The organism is Alteromonas sp. ISO5 (assembly GCF_058105165.1).
This window is the reverse complement of the sequence record NZ_CM176572.1, coordinates 4,946,052-4,963,202: the sequence shown is the minus strand read 5'-3', so window position 1 is coordinate 4,963,202 and position 17,151 is coordinate 4,946,052. Positions and strand designations below refer to the sequence as shown.

Below are 17,151 nucleotides of genomic sequence, written 5' to 3'. Positions count from 1 at the left end.
TTATTAATCGGGTTCCCGCATGGTTTGTTGCGGGATAAGCGACTGATAAGACATCACCAGTTTCTTGGTCATTTCATGTTGAGGCCATCGAAAGATGGTCTCTGTTTTACCACTTTCAATAATCTGCCCTTTATCCATCACAATCACCCGGTCGGCGATGTGCCGGACAATCCCCAGGTTGTGCGAAATAAAGATAAACGCCAGGCCCATTTCTTTTTGTAGTTGCAGGATCAGGTTAACGGTCTGGGAACGGATAGTGGGATCCAACGCGGCAAAAGGTTCATCGGCAATCAGTACCTTTGGGTCGGGCAAGATGGCTTTCGCCAGTGAGACACGCTGTTGCTGGCCGTCAGAAAGCATATGGCGGTAAAAATAGATATGCTCCCGTAGTAACCCTACTTTTACCAATGTATCGCCTATGAGGGCTATACGCTCATCCTCAGCCATGGATGAATTTAACCTCAAGGGTTCATCGAGGATTTGGCCCACAGTGATCCCGGGGTTGATTGATTCACTGTTGTGCTGAAAAATCATCCGGATACCGGTAATGTCGGCTTTTTTGCGGGCAACACGGTGTTTTACTGACCAGTATCTTTCTTCTTGTAACTGGATATGGCCTTCATCGGGCTCCACCGCACCGGCCAGCATTTTTGCCAGTAAGGATTTACCCGAGCGGTTCTGACCTATAATGGCAATGGTTTCGCCTTTGGTCACCTGCATATCTATCGGGCCGAGAGAAAACACCTCAGGTTTTTTCAGCCAGCGCTTTTTGCTGCTGTGGCGAAAAGTTAAGCCGCTGACATTGAGGATTTGCGTCATACTTTCTCCCGGTGAAGTGGGAAGTGACAACTATAGCTATGATCATGAATTTTGCGTACCGCCGGTACATTCACGCAGGCACGCTGGGCGCGGGGGCAACGAGGGCCCAAACGACAGCCGATAGGCAGATGCTGCAGAGTCGGGATCGTGCCGGCCAGTGTCGGCAACTGTGACTTGGGCGGTAAATCTTTACTGAAACTGGGGGCACTGTCCAATAACGCCTTGGTATAAGGATGCAGCGGCCGTTTACGAATATGCTTCATTTTGCCGGACTCCACGGTCTGACCACAGTAAAGAACCGTCATGGTATGTGACATACTGGCAATGGCCAGCAGGTCGTGACTGACAAATAAAATCCCTAACGAGCGGGTTTGATTCAAACGCGACAGCAGTTTTAACACCTGTACTTTAGTGGTGGTTTCCATACCCCGGGTGGGGTCATCGGCAATCAGCATTTTAGGCTGACTGATGAGTGCCGTGGCCAGCATCAGTTTCTGACCAATGTCGGTGGGGATCTGATGGGGGTAGGCGCGCAGATACTGTTCGTGGTCTTTAATGCCCACTTTATGCACGGTGTTTATCACCACTTTGCGTCGCGACTGTGCCCGTTGCCAGAACCAATTACCCTCAATAAGCTGATCCGGCAGGGATTCTTCCAGCTGTTCGCCAAGCGTGACTGATGGGTCCATCGAGGCAATGGCATGCTGAAATACCACGCCGATATCCTTGCGCAGGATTTGTCGACGCTTTTGTTCTGACATCGACAGCAGATTATTCCCATGCCAGCTCATGCGGTCGGCGGTAATTCTCCAGTTAGGCGGCGTCGCCCCGGCTATCGCCTGCACAATCAGGCTTTTACCTGAGCCCGACTCGCCTACCAAGGCACGGATCTCGCCCGAGTTAACGGTCAGGTTAATTTTGTCGAGGGCTTTAATCACCTGGGTACCAGTATCGATTTCCAGGGTCAGGTTTTTGATGTCCAGTAAAGGCATTAGCGATTCACCCTTTTGCGCAGTGCAGAACGCAGTCCGTCACCTACTATAGTGATCGACAATACCATCAGAAAAATCGACACGCCAGGAATAGCAATATTCCAGGGCGCCAGGTATCCCGCGTCCAGGCCTGTGGCCAGAATAGCCCCCAGTTCGGGAAGCGGCGCTTGTGCGCCCAGGTTTAAAAAGCCCAAGGCACTGATATCGATAACCGCAATAGACAGCGCCAGAGTGCCCTGTACTACCAGCATCTCAATCATATTCGGTAAGATTGAGTAGTAAAACAGCTGCAAATTGCTGGCGCCATCCAGCGTGGATGACTGGATATAGTCTTTTTTCATTTCGCCCCGTACAAAGGAGCGGGTACGGTGCACAAATTGTGGGATCAGCGCCAGCGTAATGGCCCACATACTATTAACCAGGCCACTCCCCAGAATGCCAACGATAATAATGGCTATCAGCAGGGTGGGGATAGCCATCAGTGCATCCAGTAAATGATTTACCACGCTGGAGCGAACACCACTTAACATACCGGCAATGGTACCTATGGTAACGCCAACCACCATAGCAATGATAACTACCAGCAGGCTGGTTCCGAATGTCACCCGGCAACCGTACATGATGCGTGAAAATAAATCCCTGCCCAGACCATCGGTGCCGAACAGGTGAGCAATCGAGCCGTTTGGTGCCCAGCTCGGCGGAATGAGCAGAGCTTCGGTGTTCTGGTAAGTAGGGTTGTAAGGGGCCACAAGCGGGGCAAAGAAAGCAAAAAACACAAACAACAATAGAACAGCCAGTCCTACCAATGCGATATGACTGGATTTAAACGCCCGCCAGGTGTGTTGCCACGGCGACGGATGGGCTTCATCATCGTAGAGGCTAAATCGTGACACTTTCGTACTTTTCCCTGCTTGGATCGATTAAACGGTTAAATAAATCAATGGCAATAGTGATCATCACAACCAGCGTCGAAACGGCCAGCATACCCATACGCAATGCAGAATAATCCCGTTGGTAAATGGCCTGAATCAGCCAGTTGCCGATGCCTGGCCAGGAAAACAGGGTTTCTACAATCATGGCATTGGTAATTAGCGTGGTGATCTGCATGGCCATCAGCGGCAATATGGGTAACAGGGCATTACGCAACACATGGCGGAAAAATATCTGATTGCTCGATAACCCTTTGGAACGGGCGGCAATAATAAAAGGTTTGTTCAGTACATCGATAATGGAGCGCCGGGTGACCCTGATCATCGACGCGGTGGAGATAAACGTAATGGATAATACTGGGAGAATCATATGTAACAGAGCATCGCTGAACGCGGCGGCCTTATCAACGTTGTCGGCCAGTAAAATATCAATCATCAGAAAACCGGTTTTAGGCGGAATATCAAACAGTAGATTGATTCGCCCGGAAAGGGGCAACCAGCCAAACTGCAAACTAAACGTAAGAATAAACAGCACTGCCAGCCAGAATACAGGTACTGAATAGGCCGTGACACTGAGGGAGTTGATGGTAAAGTCGGTAGTACTGTAGGCGCGCAATCCGCTGTAGCAACCGAGCGGGATCCCCACTACGATGACAATAAACATGGCACAGGCACTGAGCTCAATCGTAGCAGGTAAAGCCAGCATGATCTCTTCAGACAGGGGCTGACCGGAAATCAGACTGACTCCCCAGTTACCGGCAAACAGTTCACTGAGGTAATCGGCAAACTGTACGATAATACTGTTATTAAGGTGATACTGATTCATCAGTGCTTCATGCTGAATCAGGTTCTGCGGCATAATACCGGTTAAGGTGGTAATTGGCTCTGCCGGGAAGAGATAAATCAGTGAAAACGACAGGGCACACAGCGACAGCAAAGTCAGGCTGAATAAAACAGAGTAACGAAACAGGATTCTAATCACGTTGTTTGGTTACCCCGCCCAGTCTGACACCGCCGTATGGATTGATCACCATGCCGTTTAATTCCTCCCGGTATGCTTGATACCGGTATGCGTGGGCAATCGGCACCACTGGCAGTTTATCGAACAACAGTTCGTTGGCCTGAAAGTATAACGCTTTGCGGATATCCACATCTTCGGTTTGTAAGGCGCGGTCGAGGATTTCATCATAGGCCGGATTACACCACCGCGCCCGGTTAGTGCCGGAAGGAATCGCATCACAGCTTAACAAGGGCCGGTAAAAATTATCCGGATCACCGTTATCGGCCGACCAGCCGATCAGTACTGAGTCATGGTTACCCTGACGCAACTGCCGGCGGAAAGTCGACCAGTCATAACTGACAATATTCACTTCAACCTCAATATCGGCCAGATAGCGTTGGATAAGTTCTGCCATCTTCTGAGCGTTAGGGTTATACGCCCGCTCTACGGGAATTGCCCATACCGACATGGTAAAGCCTGGTTCAACGCCAGCTTCATCGAGCAACTGGCGGGCCAGTACAGGATTATAACCAGTGTCCTGAGCATCAGCCTGATAAGCCCAGCTGGCTGCCGGTAAAAGCGATTTAGCCCGGGTCGCACTATCGAAGTAGACCGCTTCAATTAGCGTGTTTTTATCGATAGCGTAAGCAAGGGCCTTTCGTACGGAGGGATTATCAAACGGCGGACGCTCGGTGTTAAATGCCCAGAAGCCTATGTTGAGACCAGGTTTTTCGGCCAATATCAAATCTTCCCGTTCACGAATAATCTGGTGGTCTACCCGGGCCGGAAAGGCTATCGCGTCACATTCTCCCGTCATCAGTTTAGCCAGTCGCAGCGAGCTTTTCGGCGTAATATCGAAGATCAGCGCTTTACTCGCCGGGGTGCCTTGCCAGTAATCATTATTAACGTCATAACGGATATAGTGATTTTTCTGGTAGTTAGCGTACTGATAAGGGCCAGTACCGACAGGCAGGCGGTCTATTTTCTCCGGGATCCCTTCAGACATCAGCACATCACCATATTCGGCTGAAAGGATGACCGAGAAGTCACTGGCAATGTTGGCCAGAAAAGAACTATCACGTTGCTTTAAGCTGATTTCAACCTCGTACGGTGAAAGCGCCTTAATGTCGGCAATATTATCGGCCAGGCCCAGTGATTCAAAGTAGGGGTAATAGCCACCTGAAACATTGTGAAAACTGTGTTGTGGTAAACGCCAGCGATTAAACGAAAACAGCACATCGCTGGCATTGAAACTGCGGCTGGGCGTAAAGTAATCCGTGTTGTGGAATTTAACATCCTGGCGTAGTGAGAAATGGTATAACAGTCCATCGTCACTTATCGACCAGCTGGTTGCCAGTGATGGTCGGATGTGGCCGGTTTCTGTATCGAACTCTAGCAACCGGTCGTAAATCTGATGGGCAGTGGCATCGGCGGTGGTAGTGGAAGTATCGAGCTGAGGATTCATCGAAATGGGATCGCTTTCCGAGCAATACACCAAACCATTGGTATAGTTAGCGCTGTATTTTTGCGGCGAACAGCCACCTAGTAACGTCATCAAAGTTGTTGAAACCACCGGCCAGACTAACCACTTTCGCATGATTACTCTTCCTCAGTGGCCGCAGAGTCGAGCAGGTTGTACTTCTTGAGGTAGCCCCGCAACTGGTGATAGGTCAGACTAAGTTTGTCGGCCGTTTTCTTTTGATTGTACTGACTGTCTGCTAAGGCTTGCTGAATCAACTCGATTTCATACTGTTGAGACAGGTTTTTAAGATCTACCGGATACTCTGTGGCCGGTTTTGCTGGTGTCGCCTGGGCTACTGTCTCAGCAGTTACCACAGCGTCGCTGGCGGTGGTTGCGGGTTTGGTTTCTGACTGCTCAGCAGGCGCAGATATCCGGTCCTGGGTTTTAACTCTTCCTTTCGGCCGAAAAGCCGATTCAAAGGGATCGAGAATAATTTCGTGGACCGGTAAATGGGGGTTGTTACAGCGGTATACGGCGCGCTCCACAACATTTTTTAACTCACGAATATTACCGGGCCAGTCATACTCAAGCAGGATACGCTTGGCTTTTTCGGTAAAGCCGCTGAACAGTTCCATTTCCAGTTCCCGGGCCATATTAATGGCAAAGGTTTCGGCCAGCAGTAAAATGTCTTCCTGACGTTCACGTAGTGGTGGGATGGTAATAACATCAAAGGCCAGTCGGTCGAGCAGGTCGGCCCGAAATTCGCCGCTTTCGGCCAGTGCAGGGAGGTCTTCGTTGGTGGCGGCGACTAAGCGCACGTCTACTTTGAGCGTTTTGTTACCCCCGACACGCTCAAACTCACCGTATTCGATAACCCTGAGGAGTTTTTCCTGGATCAAACCGGACGTGTTGGCCAGCTCATCAAGAAACAACGTTCCGGTGTGCGCCAGTTCGAAGCGACCTTCACGGCGCTTACCCGCGCCGGTAAATGCGCCAGCTTCGTAACCAAAGAGTTCGCTTTCCAGCAAATTTTCGTTAAGCGCAGCACAGTTTAGCTTTACATAGTTTTGATCCCAGCGTTGCGACAGGAAGTGTAAGCGAGCTGCAATTAACTCTTTACCGGTACCACGTTCACCGATAATGAGCACAGGTTTATTAAGCGGGGCGATTTGCGAAACCTGCTCTAAAACTTCTAAAAAACTGTTGGCCTGGCCAAGTAAATTATCTTGCTGGCGAAAACGACTCATTAATTCCCTCAAAAAGTAGCCAAATCGACCAATTAATAGTGTAGATTAAAAGCATCGTTGATTACAGCGTTTATTGATATTAAATATTAACCAATAATTTCAAAGCTTTACTTGGTTTTTGTGAGTTGGCGCGGTATTTGTATGTACTAGTACAAGTTCAAACCAAGTTAATCCAAACTGTTTAACACGCGCTAGAGGTAAATAATTATGGGTATCTTCTCTCGTTTCACAGACATTGTGAACTCAAATATTAACGCGTTACTGGATAAAGCCGAAGATCCTGAAAAAATGGTTCGTCTGATTATTCAGGAAATGGAAGACACACTCGTTGAGGTTCGTTCAGCGTCAGCTAAGACCATCGCGAATAAAAAGGAAATTGTTTCTCAAATCAGCAAAATGGAAGCGGATGCCGCCGACTGGCAGAGCAAGGCGGAGTTTGCCCTGAGCAAAGATCGCGAAGATCTGGCCCGTTCAGCGCTGCAAGAAAAGAAAAAGAGTCAGGAAGCCGCAGATGTGCTGACCGCTGAATTGAATGCAGTGGAAGAGCAAATTAGCAAGCTGCAGGATGAAATTGTGCAGCTACAGGAAAAACTGGCTGATGCCAAAGCCCGTCAGAAAACTATCCTGATGCGTCAGAAAACGGCATCGTCTCGCCTTGAGGTACGTAAAACCCTCGACAGCGGCAAGATTGATGAGGCAATGGGTCGCTTTGAGCAGTATGAGCGCAAGATTGATGATATTGAGTCGCAAGTTGAAGCTTATGATCTGGGTAAGAAAAGCTTGCAGGATGAATTTGCCGAGCTGGAAGCCGGCGACAAGATTAATGATGAGTTAGAAGCGCTGAAGGCAAAGATGAAAAAGGCTGATAAGCCTGCTGCAAAGACAGCAAAATCTAAATAACTGATTATAATTTATTGGCTGGGGGGAACTCAGCACTTCTGACCGGAGGTATTAAAATGGACGGAGATATTGTTGCACTCATACTGGCACCACTGATCATCTTTTTGATTTTTGTAGCCCCTATCTGGCTAATCCTGCATTACCGCAGTAAAAAGCAAGTCAGCCAGGGACTGTCAGCTGAAGAGCAGGTGGCATTGCAGGAGCTGGCGGGCAAAGCGGAAGCGATGTCAGAGCGAATTCAAACGCTGGAGGCTATTTTAGACTCAGAAGCACCTGAATGGAGGAACCGGGCATGAACAGTAAGAAAACCATTTACCGTGATGCCAAGCACGGTCGCATAGCCGGCGTTTGCGCCGGCATCGCTGAGTACTTCGGTTTAGAAGTGTGGCTGGTACGAATTCTGACGGTAACCGCATTTTTCTTACTGGCCGGTCCATTTGTTCTGGTAAGCTATGTGGCGTGTTGGTTCATTTTTGACAAAAAGCCGCAAAACCCTGAAGCAATGAATTATAGTCAGCCGATCGAAGTAAGTGGCAAGGGTTGGAGAAATTCCGTTACTGGTAATAACGACAAAGTGGAAGTGAAAACTCGTGTATGGCAGGCAGGAGAGCCTCCTCGTCAGGCGTTTCATGATATTACCAATCGTTTTCAAACCATTGAATCGCGGTTGCGTAAAATGGAAACCTACGTGACATCACGTGAGTATCAGCTAAATCGTGAAATTAGCCGGCTGTAAAATACACAAAAATAAAGGGGTCAGAGTCCATTATTGTTAGCCATTAATAGACTCTGACCCCTTTATTTGTTTTAGATTGGGTTTACGGGGTTGCTGTATATATCCAGTTCCACCGGCTCACCGTAGCCGAGTTCTTTGATTCGCTCAAACAGTGTGGCGGCATCACCAACCACCAGATATATCATCTGCTGTTCATTGAGGTGTTGCTTAATGACCTGATGAATATCATCCAGCGAAGCGTTCTGCACAAAGTCCTGCTGGGTAGCAATGTAGTTGTCTTCTTAACCCTGACGGCTGATTTCTTCGAGCATATTTAGCTGACTATCCAGGGTCTCAAAGCGTCTTTAGTTAGCTTTATTATCCTATTTTGGGCGGTGGCCGAATCTTCTTCCTGATAGGTTGACTGATACTGACCTATCAGCTCTTTGAAAATTCGGAGTGATTTCAAAGTAACATTGGTTCGCACCTGAGAGGCCACAATAAAGGGGACCTGATATTGCGCTGCATCACCTTCGTCATGTTTAATCCGGGTCAGGCTCGTCGACTTAAGGCGCTCAAATTCATTCTCATCCCAACGTGGTGATGACAGCATTTCCGCTGTTAGCTCCATCAAGGCCGGGTAATGCTTGGCTAATACGTGTCCGGATAGTTCAATGTTTTCACGATCAGCAGAGATGGAAAGTTGTGCGCCTAACTGGCCAATTACCTGTTCAAGTTCCTGTGGTGTTTTATGCGTCGTGCCTTCGTTGAGTAATTGCGCCTTCAGCGCTGCAGTATCAGCTTTTCCTTTTGGATCCAGCCATTGTCCACCATTGATGGTCAGTGAGAAATTAACCACTGGCAGTTCGTTGCTGGTAATGTCAATGACCTTCACGCCATTGTCCAGCGATTAATGCCAGATGTCTGGCGTGGTAAGCGCAGGCAGCTTCGCCAGCGGGGGCTGGGCGGTCGTGTACAGTGGACGTTTTGGTAAACTCTACCGGCTTTTCTTCAAACTCCGGCTCGTTGCCAGCAACGATTTCTTCTTCCACCGGCGCTCTGCTGGAACCGGTGAGTACCAGAGCCGGCTGGCCCTTAGTTACGAAGGATGTCACGATAGCTGGTTGATTATACACGTACTGATTGAATACGCGTATGATGTTATTGCGACTCACAGCCTGAATATTGGCAATATCCTGCTCAATAAACCCGTTTTCAGCAAAGTCATCAAGGGCTTGCTGGATACCCGAGTACATTTGTTGAGTGGTACATTGGAATTGGCTTGTTCGTTAATCGCAAAACGGCCAGCAATCTCATTAGTATCAATTCAGATGCCGCCATTAGGGGCACCACCCAGCTCGGGAAGCATTTTACGGTTGGCCCCTTTAGGCACATTTTCTGAGTCGTTAAATGACATGTGCTCAAAGAAGTGGGCAAAGCCCGTACGGCCGGGCTTTTCCCAGTTTGAACCAATGTGCACCACGGTGGCCATGGCCATGAGGGGATCGGACTTATCAACATGTACTATTGCCGTCAGGCCATTTTCCAGCTCATAGCTTTCATAATCCACACTCAGTGACGCTGATTCATTCTCAACAGCCGGTGTGGAGGCTGCTTCTGCGGCCATAGTGGTTTGTTGAGTAGTAACGGTACTTTCGCTGCAGCCCAGTACCGTCATTATGCCCATGGCCAATAAAGTGGTTTTTATTTTTAACATTGTTTTTCTGATATTTGCGCCGTTATAGATAAGCCCGCATAAACAACCTGTTGGGACGTTTTAAATGCTCAGACAAGTGCTCTGTGAAAATCAATTTGTAAAATTAATGTTACATCCTGGGGCGGTGTATCCTCATCCTAATGGTTTAGTGTGACGTTTAAAGGGGTAAACTTGAACGGTCTTTAATAACCAAATTTGGTCTATGTCTAAACAATCAAAATATAATTCAAAAAATCCAGACATTAACGGAATAATTCAATGGAGTAATGAGGAAAACGCCATTTGGGGCGAGTTGTATCAACGCCAGATGGCCCTGCTACCCGGGCGCGCCTGCAAGGAATACTTTAATGGCCTGGACATGTTAGGGCTTTCTTCTCAGGCCATCCCTCAGTTACCGGATATCGACCGTGTGCTAAAGGTATCCACCGGATGGCAGACCGCCGCAGTACCGGCCTTAATCAGTTTTGGAGAGTTTTTCGAACTGCTTGCCAGTAAACGTTTTCCGGTGGCAACCTTTATTCGCAGCCGTGAGGAGTTCCAGTACCTTCAGGAACCGGATATTTTTCATGAGGTAATGGGTCATTGCCCGCTGCTAACTAATCCATCCTTTGCTGCCTTTACTGAGACCTACGGCAAACTTGGATTGAATGCCAGTAAAGAAGAAAGAGTGTTTTTGGCGCGCTTGTACTGGTTTACGGTCGAGTTTGGACTGGTTAAAGAAGAGGGGGAGTTACGGATTGTCGGTGGCGGTATCCTCAGTTCACCGAAAGAAACCTGCTACGCTCTGGAGAGTGATGTGGCGGTGCGGCATCCGCTTAAAGTGCTCGATGCTCTGCGAACCCCATACCGGATTGATATTTTACAACCGCTTTACTACGTCCTGAAAAACTTCAGCCAATTAATGGAAATATCCAAAATGGACATTATGCCGCTGGTAGATCAAGCTCGCCAACTGGGCCTGTTTGAGCCGCTTTTCACACCTAAACAAAAGGCGGGCTAATACTAATCAGGTGTCTGCTTCAACTTTATTTTGCGCTATTTGTTGAGTAATTAACCAATTAGCGCAACTTTCGCGTATTAAACTTTAAAAGTAATGATATTGTGATATCTTGTAAAATATAGTTTACAGTTATTGAGTGTTCAATGCGTTTAGAAATCAGCTGTCAGGACCGTCTCGGGATCACCCAGGATGTGCTGGATATATTGGTCACCCATAACATTGATCTCAGAGGGATCGAGATTGATGAGGGCGGCAAAATTTTCCTTAATTTCCCCAATATTAAATTTGAAGATTTTCAGCACTTAATGCCTAAAATACGTCGTATTGAGGGTATCGAAGACGTAAAAACCACTTTGTTTATGCCAGGTGAGCGGGAACGCAATCAACTTTCGGCGATCGTGCAAACCTTACCGGATCCGGTGTTCTCCATTGATAACAAAGGTAAGCTGTTGTTGTGTAACGACGCGGTCACCAGTGGCCTGGAGATGGATATTAACGAACTGCTAAATACCGAAATCAGTGAGTATGTAAAAGGTTTTAATTTTGGACGTTGGCTGGAGGGCAAAGCGCCGGATCATAAGAGTACCAAGGTGAAGTTTATCCAGCAGGATTTTGTTGCCGATATTTTACCGATTACGGTACCGGATGCCGCCGAGACCACGATCCTGGCCGGCGCCGTGGTGATGCTTAAATCCGAAATCAGGCTGGGTCAGCAAATTAACGTCTTCCATCAGCACGGGACCGATAGTTTCGATAAGCTGGTTACTCAGTCACCGGTTATGCAGCAAACGATCAGTGAGGCAAAACGCATTGCCGATCTGGATGCGCCCATTCTTATTTTTGGTGAAACCGGCACCGGTAAAGAAATGCTGGCTAAAGCCTGTCACCAAAGTAGCCGTCGCGCAGACAAAGCGTTTCTGGCGCTAAACTGTGGGGCGTTGCCCGATAATGTGGCTGAAACAGAATTGTTTGGTTATGCGGCCGGCACGTTTAATCAAACAGAAGGTAAGGCCGGTCTGTTAGAACTGGCTGCAGGCGGCACTTTGCTGTTGGATGAAATTGCCGATATGTCGGTACACCTGCAGGCTAAGTTGTTGCGGGTACTGGAAGACGGTGAGTTTCGTCGGGTCGGGGATGTGAACCCGGTTGCGGTAGATGTGCGCTTTATTTGTACCACCTGCCAGGACCTTGGCCAATTGGTTGATGACGGTAAGTTCCGCAAGGAGTTGTATTACCGCCTTAACGTGCTCGGATTGGTCGTGCCGGCGTTGCGTGAACGTCGTTCAGACATTGTGCCTTTATCCGAATCCTTCATTTTACAGCACAGCGCCAAGCTGGGGCGCAGGCCTGCCAAACTGAGCAAGTCTTGCGTGGATTTTCTGCAGCAGTATCCCTGGCCGGGCAATGTCCGCCAATTGCAGAATGCACTGTTCAGAGCCTTGTCTTTATTGGATGGTAACGAAATCACCAAAGAGGATATTCAGTTGCCCAGTTGTACGCCGAGCATGACATACGTTGATGAGAACTTCGAAGGTACGCTCGACGAAGAGGTGAAAAAATTTGAACGGGATTTGCTGCGTAAACTTTACCCTTCTTATCCCAGCACCCGACAACTGGCGAAAAAACTGGGGCTTAGCCACACCGCCATTGCTAATAAGCTGCGCGAGTACGGCATCAACAAGACCACTGTAAAACTTTAGTTACATCTAAAACAGTTCAGGACGGGCTGCCAGAGGCGGCCCGTCTGCGTTTCTGCTCGTCTGTTTTTATGCACATTGCTAGCGTTATGTTTTGTTTACAAAAAATGTAAACGTTATGAATTCGGTCTGAGTCTCCCGGTGCTATTCGCAAAGCGGTTTCTCTGGTTATATATGTTGCATAATTGTTAAGTGGAGAGAGTGAACATGGCGAATAGCAATAATTATAATCCTCTGGGTACCGATGGCTTTGAGTTTGTTGAATATACTGCGGCTGATGAAGAAGGTATTGAGGCGCTAAAACACTTATTCAGCTCGTTAGGCTTCGCCGAGGTGGCTGAACATAAATCGAAACGTGTGTGGTTATATCGTCAGGGAGATATTAATTTTATCGTCAACGCGGAACCTGCCTCCCAGGCAGAAGAATTCGCTCGCCTGCGTGGACCAAGTGTTTGTGGTATGGCATTCCGTGTGAAAGATGCCCGGTCAGCTATTGAGCATGCGAAACAGCATGGCGGCAAAGCGTTCCACGGCAACTTAGGGCCCATGGAACTGAATATTCCGGCTATCTACGGCATTGGCGAAAGTACGCTGTACTTTGTTGATTTGTATGGTAAGCAGAGCATTTATGATGTGGACTTCCGTTTCTACCCTGACTGGCAGGAACGTATGGACAGAGCAGGAGCCGGCCTGAAGTTGGTGGATCACCTCACGCACAACGTAAAACGTGGCAACATGGCTGTCTGGGCAGAATTTTACGAGAATATAGGCAACTTCCGTGAAATTCGCTATTTCGATATCGAAGGTAAACTTACCGGACTGGTAAGTAAAGCCATGACATCCCCCTGTGGCAAAATCCGTATTCCGATTAATGAGTCGGTGGATGACCACTCGCAAATCGAAGAGTTCATCAAAGCGTATAACGGTGAAGGTATTCAGCACATTGCGCTGGCCACCGACGATATCTACCAAACTGTTACGGATTTAAAGCATCGTGGTCTGGCGTTTATGGACACGCCGGATACCTACTACGAAGCCGTTAACGACAGAGTTAAAGGGCACGGTGAGTCCATTGAGCAATTAAAGAATTTGCGGATCCTGATTGACGGTGCGCCGGAAAAAGACGGCATTTTGCTACAAATATTCACCGATACTGTTATCGGTCCGGTATTTTTCGAAATTATTCAGCGCAAAGGCAATGAAGGGTTTGGTGAAGGCAACTTTAAGGCGTTGTTCGAAAGTATCGAACAGGATCAGATTCGTCGTGGCGTGCTGAATGTTGAGGATGGCAATGCGTAATCCGGCGCGTTTTCCGCTCAAGGAAGGCCTGCATTCCCGGCAGGCCCATGCTGACTTACCTGAACAGGCCATATACGAACGGGAAGTTGGCCGCGACGGCTTTTTTGGCCCGGCCTCGCATATCCATCATAAACATCCGCCGACAGGGTGGGTGGAATGGGAAGGCGAACTGCGGCCCAGAGCCATGGATCTGAATCAGCTCAATAATCTGGCCCAGGCGCGCTCGCCCTTTTCGGCGCCAGTGATCCTGCATAATGCGCATTGTCAGTATCGTTTCTGGCATTGCAATGAACCCATGACTGAACTGGCGCGTAATGCCGACGGCGATGACTTACTGTTTGTGCATCAGGGGCAAGGTGAGTTGTTTTGTGATTATGGTCACATGGTCGTGAACGAGGGCGATTACATCGTTATACCACGCTCGACAATGTGGCGGTTAACACCGGTAAGCCCGATGCAGTTGCTGATGATAGAAGCCACCGACGACAGCTACCAGTTACCAGAGAAAGGTATGGTAGGCCAGCATGCCGTTTTCGATCCAGCTATGCTCGAACATCCTCGTATTAATGACACGTTTCTGGCCCAGCAGGATGAAAACACCTGGCGGGTAGACGTAAAGCGTCACCACCGCCTGTCACGAATTACCTATCCATTTAATCCTCTGGATGCACAGGGTTGGCATGGTGATTTAACTGTAATGAAAATTAACTGGCGCGATATTCGCCCGCTTATGAGTCATCGTTATCATCTGCCACCTTCGGCACATACTACATTTGTAGCCAAACGTTTTGTGGTGTGTACTTTTGTGCCGCGTCCGATTGAAAGCGATCCAGGGGCCCTGAAAGTGCCGTTTTATCACAGTAACGACGACTTTGATGAAGTGCTTTTTTACCATGCTGGCGACTTCTTCAGTCGCGATAATATTGAAGCGGGAATGGTGACGTTTCATCCAGCTGGTTTTACCCATGGTCCGCATCCGAAAGCATTTGCCGCCGGGCAGGCCCATGCCAAAACCTTTACTGATGAAGTCGCAGTGATGCTCGATACCCGCGATGCGCTGGAAATGACCGCGGCAGCGCAGTCGGTAGAAAACGCCAATTACGTGTATAGCTGGAGAGGGTAACAGGAAAATAATATGAAATTAGCAACCTATAAAAATAATACCCGGGATGGCCAGTTAATGCTGGTTAGCCGGGACTTAACACTCACCTGCAGCGCTGCGCCGGTGGCGCACACCATGCAACAGCTACTGGATAAATGGGATGAGTTGTTTCCCGCCCTCAATGAGCGCTATCAGGCCCTTTGTAAAGGTGAGCTATTAGGCGACAAGTTTAACCCTCATGCTTGTCATTCCCCACTGCCACGCGCATACCACTGGGCCGATGGCAGCGCCTATGTTAATCACGTTGAGCTGGTCAGACGCGCCCGTGGTGCAGAGGTGCCGGAAAGCTTCTGGCATGATCCGTTAATGTATCAGGGGGGCAGTGATGACTTTATTGGACCTTACGATGATATTGAGGTGCCCAATGAAAGCATGGGCATTGATTTTGAGGCTGAGATTGCCGTTGTGACCGCGGATGTACCAATGGGTATCGCAGACGAGCATGCAGGCCGTTTTATCAGGTTGTTGATGTTAGTAAATGATGTGTCGCTCAGAGGATTAATTCCAGGTGAGCTGGCAAAAGGCTTTGGTTTTTATCAGTCTAAACCGGCCAGCAGTTTTGCTCCGGTTGCAGTAACACCGGATGAATTGGGAGACAGCTGGTTTGATAGTAAGGTGCATCTGCCGCTGTTAACGCACTATAACAATGAATTGTTTGGCAAGCCCAATGCCGGGGTTGATATGACCTTTAATTTTAATGAACTGGTGGCTCATGCCGCGCGAACCCGAAACCTTGGTGCCGGCACGATTATCGGCTCGGGTACGGTCTCTAACAAACAGGGCACTGACCATGGCTCTGCCATTGTGCACGGTGGAGTAGGATATTCCTGTATTGCTGAAGTCAGAATGATAGAAACGATCCGGGATGGTCAGCCATCCACTGCCTTTATGAGCAACAATGACATCGTTCGCATCGAAATGGCAGACAATAACGGCAGCAGTATTTTTGGTGCAATTGAGCAGCGCGTAAAAATTAAAAAATGAGTTATGCTTAAACTAACAACAATGACAATAAGGTTGTGCAAATGAGCTTAAAACTTTACGGCTTCTGGCGTTCGTCGGCGACTTACCGGGTCCGCATAGCACTAAATTTAAAGGGCCTCGACTACGAATATGTGCCGGTGCACCTGGTTATGGAAGGCGGCCAGCAACATCAGGAAGCGTATGACCGCCTCAACCCGGCACACCTGGTGCCTACCTTTGTTGATGATGATGAAGACATTATTCTGAATCAGTCGCTCAGCATTATTGAGTACCTTGATGAACGCTATCGTGAACCTTGTCCGCTACTACCATCCCACACGGTGGAAAGAGCCCGGGTACGCTCACTGGCGCAGGATATTGCTTGTGATATCCAGCCCCTGGCCAATTTGCGGGTGCTCAACACCTTGCAGGGTGACTATGGCTTATCGGTAGAACAATCTGCAGACTGGGCCAGGCAGTGGATCACCCGCGGCCTGACAGCTATCGAAAGACGGTTGCAAACTCAGGCGGGTCGGTACTGCTTCGATTTCGACGTAACACTGGCGGATGTGTGCCTGGTGCCTCAGGTCTTTAACGCTAAGCGCTTTGATGTGGATATGAGCGAATTTCCATTGATAAGCAAAATTTATGACCAGTGTTTATCGCTGGAGGCATTTCAGAAGGCGCAACCGGAAAACCAACCGGACGCACCTTAAAAATAACATCAGTGAAGCGCCTGCTTCACTGATTTTTAATGGGTAATGAGGTCGTGTTTTTTACCTGCTTTAAGGCGAATGTTGAACTTAAGTGATCAACGCAGGGCAGGTGAGTGAGCTTGGTTTTAAGTAAATATTCGTATTCTTCTATGCTTTCTACAATCACTTTCAGTAGATAATCTTTTTCGCCACTGGTGGTATGGCATTCGACAATTTCTTCAATCGATTGCACGGCATTTTCAAAGTCGGTGAGCGAATCGCCATCATGATTTTTCAGTGACACGTAGATAAATACCGATACACCTAAATTTAGTTTTTTACCGTTTAACAATGTGACTTTGCGAAGAATAATGCCTTCTGTTTCGAGACGTTTCACGCGACGCCAGCAAGGCGTGTGAGAAAGCCCTACCTGTTGGCTTAAATCGGCCATGGAGATCGTGGCATTTTGTTGCAGAACGCGCAGAATTTCGCGGTCAAATTTATCCAATTTCATCGAGGGTGCCTGTGCCGGAGAGGCTTCCGGTAATTATGAT

General features: G+C 48.4%; 20 protein-coding genes. 9 read left to right on the top strand and 11 right to left on the bottom strand.

What is annotated here, in order from left to right; genetic code table 11:
* Positions 1-3: 3 nt before the first annotated feature.
* The 6 genes from AC2T0J_RS22505 to pspF are packed head-to-tail and all read right to left on the bottom strand — an operon-like array spanning position 4 to position 6,449.
* Positions 4-819, bottom strand: coding sequence for an ATP-binding cassette domain-containing protein (locus AC2T0J_RS22505; RefSeq protein ID WP_489807950.1), 816 nt, complete (start codon positions 817-819; stop codon positions 4-6).
* The gene (locus AC2T0J_RS22500; protein ID WP_489807949.1) at positions 816-1,811 is read right to left on the bottom strand and encodes an oligopeptide/dipeptide ABC transporter ATP-binding protein; all 996 of its coding nucleotides are present in this window, start codon (positions 1,809-1,811) and stop codon (positions 816-818) included. The genes AC2T0J_RS22505 and AC2T0J_RS22500 overlap by 4 nt, the downstream gene beginning before the upstream one ends.
* The gene (locus tag AC2T0J_RS22495) at positions 1,811-2,704 is read right to left on the bottom strand and encodes an ABC transporter permease subunit (RefSeq protein WP_489807948.1); all 894 of its coding nucleotides are present in this window, start codon (positions 2,702-2,704) and stop codon (positions 1,811-1,813) included. Before AC2T0J_RS22495 ends, AC2T0J_RS22500 begins: the two co-directional genes overlap by 1 nt.
* Entirely contained in the window at positions 2,691-3,722 is a 1,032-nt protein-coding gene (locus tag AC2T0J_RS22490) for an ABC transporter permease subunit (protein ID WP_489807947.1), read from the bottom strand. The genes AC2T0J_RS22495 and AC2T0J_RS22490 overlap by 14 nt, the downstream gene beginning before the upstream one ends.
* Positions 3,715-5,337: an ABC transporter substrate-binding protein gene (locus AC2T0J_RS22485; protein ID WP_489807946.1), complete on the bottom strand. Its 1,623-nt coding sequence runs from the start codon at positions 5,335-5,337 to the stop codon at positions 3,715-3,717. Before AC2T0J_RS22485 ends, AC2T0J_RS22490 begins: the two co-directional genes overlap by 8 nt.
* 2 nt (positions 5,338-5,339) lie before the next feature.
* Positions 5,340-6,449 (bottom strand): phage shock protein operon transcriptional activator, encoded by a 1,110-nt coding sequence (gene pspF, locus AC2T0J_RS22480; RefSeq protein ID WP_489807945.1) that lies wholly within the window; start codon positions 6,447-6,449, stop codon positions 5,340-5,342.
* Between the two features lie 207 nt (positions 6,450-6,656).
* Between pspF and pspA the strand changes: the two genes are divergently transcribed.
* Genes pspA through pspC form a run of 3 tightly spaced genes read left to right on the top strand, consistent with a single transcriptional unit; the run spans position 6,657 to position 8,085 of the window.
* Positions 6,657-7,349 carry a phage shock protein PspA gene (gene pspA, locus AC2T0J_RS22475; RefSeq protein ID WP_489807944.1) on the top strand — a complete coding sequence of 231 codons (693 nt, stop codon included), beginning with the start codon at positions 6,657-6,659 and terminating at the stop codon, positions 7,347-7,349.
* Between the two features lie 56 nt (positions 7,350-7,405).
* Positions 7,406-7,645 (top strand): envelope stress response membrane protein PspB, encoded by a 240-nt coding sequence (pspB, locus tag AC2T0J_RS22470; protein WP_105934481.1) that lies wholly within the window; start codon positions 7,406-7,408, stop codon positions 7,643-7,645.
* On the top strand, positions 7,642-8,085 hold the full coding sequence (gene pspC, locus AC2T0J_RS22465; protein ID WP_489807943.1) for an envelope stress response membrane protein PspC: 444 nt from the start codon (positions 7,642-7,644) through the stop codon (positions 8,083-8,085). Before pspB ends, pspC begins: the two co-directional genes overlap by 4 nt.
* Positions 8,086-8,156: 71 nt before the next feature.
* Here pspC and AC2T0J_RS22460 read toward each other — a convergent pair whose 3' ends face one another.
* From AC2T0J_RS22460 to AC2T0J_RS22445, 4 genes are all read right to left on the bottom strand, one after another.
* A complete protein-coding gene (locus AC2T0J_RS22460; RefSeq protein WP_489807942.1) occupies positions 8,157-8,333 on the bottom strand; it encodes a hypothetical protein in 177 nt (58 codons plus the stop codon).
* A gap of 65 nt (positions 8,334-8,398) precedes the next feature.
* Positions 8,399-8,959, bottom strand: coding sequence for a M16 family metallopeptidase (locus AC2T0J_RS22455; protein WP_489807941.1), 561 nt, complete (start codon positions 8,957-8,959; stop codon positions 8,399-8,401).
* Complete coding sequence (locus AC2T0J_RS22450; RefSeq protein WP_489807940.1) at positions 8,946-9,320, bottom strand: hypothetical protein; 375 nt, start codon at positions 9,318-9,320, stop codon at positions 8,946-8,948. The genes AC2T0J_RS22455 and AC2T0J_RS22450 overlap by 14 nt, the downstream gene beginning before the upstream one ends.
* Before the next feature lie 71 nt (positions 9,321-9,391).
* Entirely contained in the window at positions 9,392-9,781 is a 390-nt protein-coding gene (locus AC2T0J_RS22445; RefSeq protein ID WP_489807939.1) for an insulinase family protein, read from the bottom strand.
* A 202-nt stretch (positions 9,782-9,983) separates the two neighbouring features.
* Here AC2T0J_RS22445 and phhA point away from each other — a divergent pair, with 202 nt between their 5' ends.
* The 6 genes from phhA to maiA all read left to right on the top strand — a co-directional run bounded on the left by phhA (position 9,984) and on the right by maiA (position 16,618).
* Entirely contained in the window at positions 9,984-10,781 is a 798-nt protein-coding gene (gene phhA, locus AC2T0J_RS22440; protein ID WP_489807938.1) for a phenylalanine 4-monooxygenase, read from the top strand.
* 143 nt (positions 10,782-10,924) lie between these two features.
* Positions 10,925-12,481: a transcriptional regulator TyrR gene (gene tyrR, locus AC2T0J_RS22435; protein ID WP_489807937.1), complete on the top strand. Its 1,557-nt coding sequence runs from the start codon at positions 10,925-10,927 to the stop codon at positions 12,479-12,481.
* Between the two features lie 204 nt (positions 12,482-12,685).
* Entirely contained in the window at positions 12,686-13,777 is a 1,092-nt protein-coding gene (gene hppD, locus AC2T0J_RS22430) for a 4-hydroxyphenylpyruvate dioxygenase (RefSeq protein ID WP_489807936.1), read from the top strand.
* Positions 13,770-14,900 (top strand): homogentisate 1,2-dioxygenase, encoded by a 1,131-nt coding sequence (locus AC2T0J_RS22425; protein ID WP_489810390.1) that lies wholly within the window; start codon positions 13,770-13,772, stop codon positions 14,898-14,900. The genes hppD and AC2T0J_RS22425 overlap by 8 nt, the downstream gene beginning before the upstream one ends.
* A gap of 12 nt (positions 14,901-14,912) precedes the next feature.
* The gene (locus AC2T0J_RS22420) at positions 14,913-15,923 is read left to right on the top strand and encodes a fumarylacetoacetate hydrolase family protein (RefSeq protein WP_489807935.1); all 1,011 of its coding nucleotides are present in this window, start codon (positions 14,913-14,915) and stop codon (positions 15,921-15,923) included.
* Positions 15,924-15,964: 41 nt separating this feature from the next.
* The gene (maiA, locus tag AC2T0J_RS22415) at positions 15,965-16,618 is read left to right on the top strand and encodes a maleylacetoacetate isomerase (protein ID WP_489807934.1); all 654 of its coding nucleotides are present in this window, start codon (positions 15,965-15,967) and stop codon (positions 16,616-16,618) included.
* Positions 16,619-16,643: 25 nt separating this feature from the next.
* On the opposite strand, the gene AC2T0J_RS22410 is transcribed toward maiA, so the two are convergent.
* A complete protein-coding gene (locus AC2T0J_RS22410) occupies positions 16,644-17,111 on the bottom strand; it encodes an Lrp/AsnC family transcriptional regulator (RefSeq protein ID WP_489807933.1) in 468 nt (155 codons plus the stop codon).
* Positions 17,112-17,151: the final 40 nt, after the last annotated feature.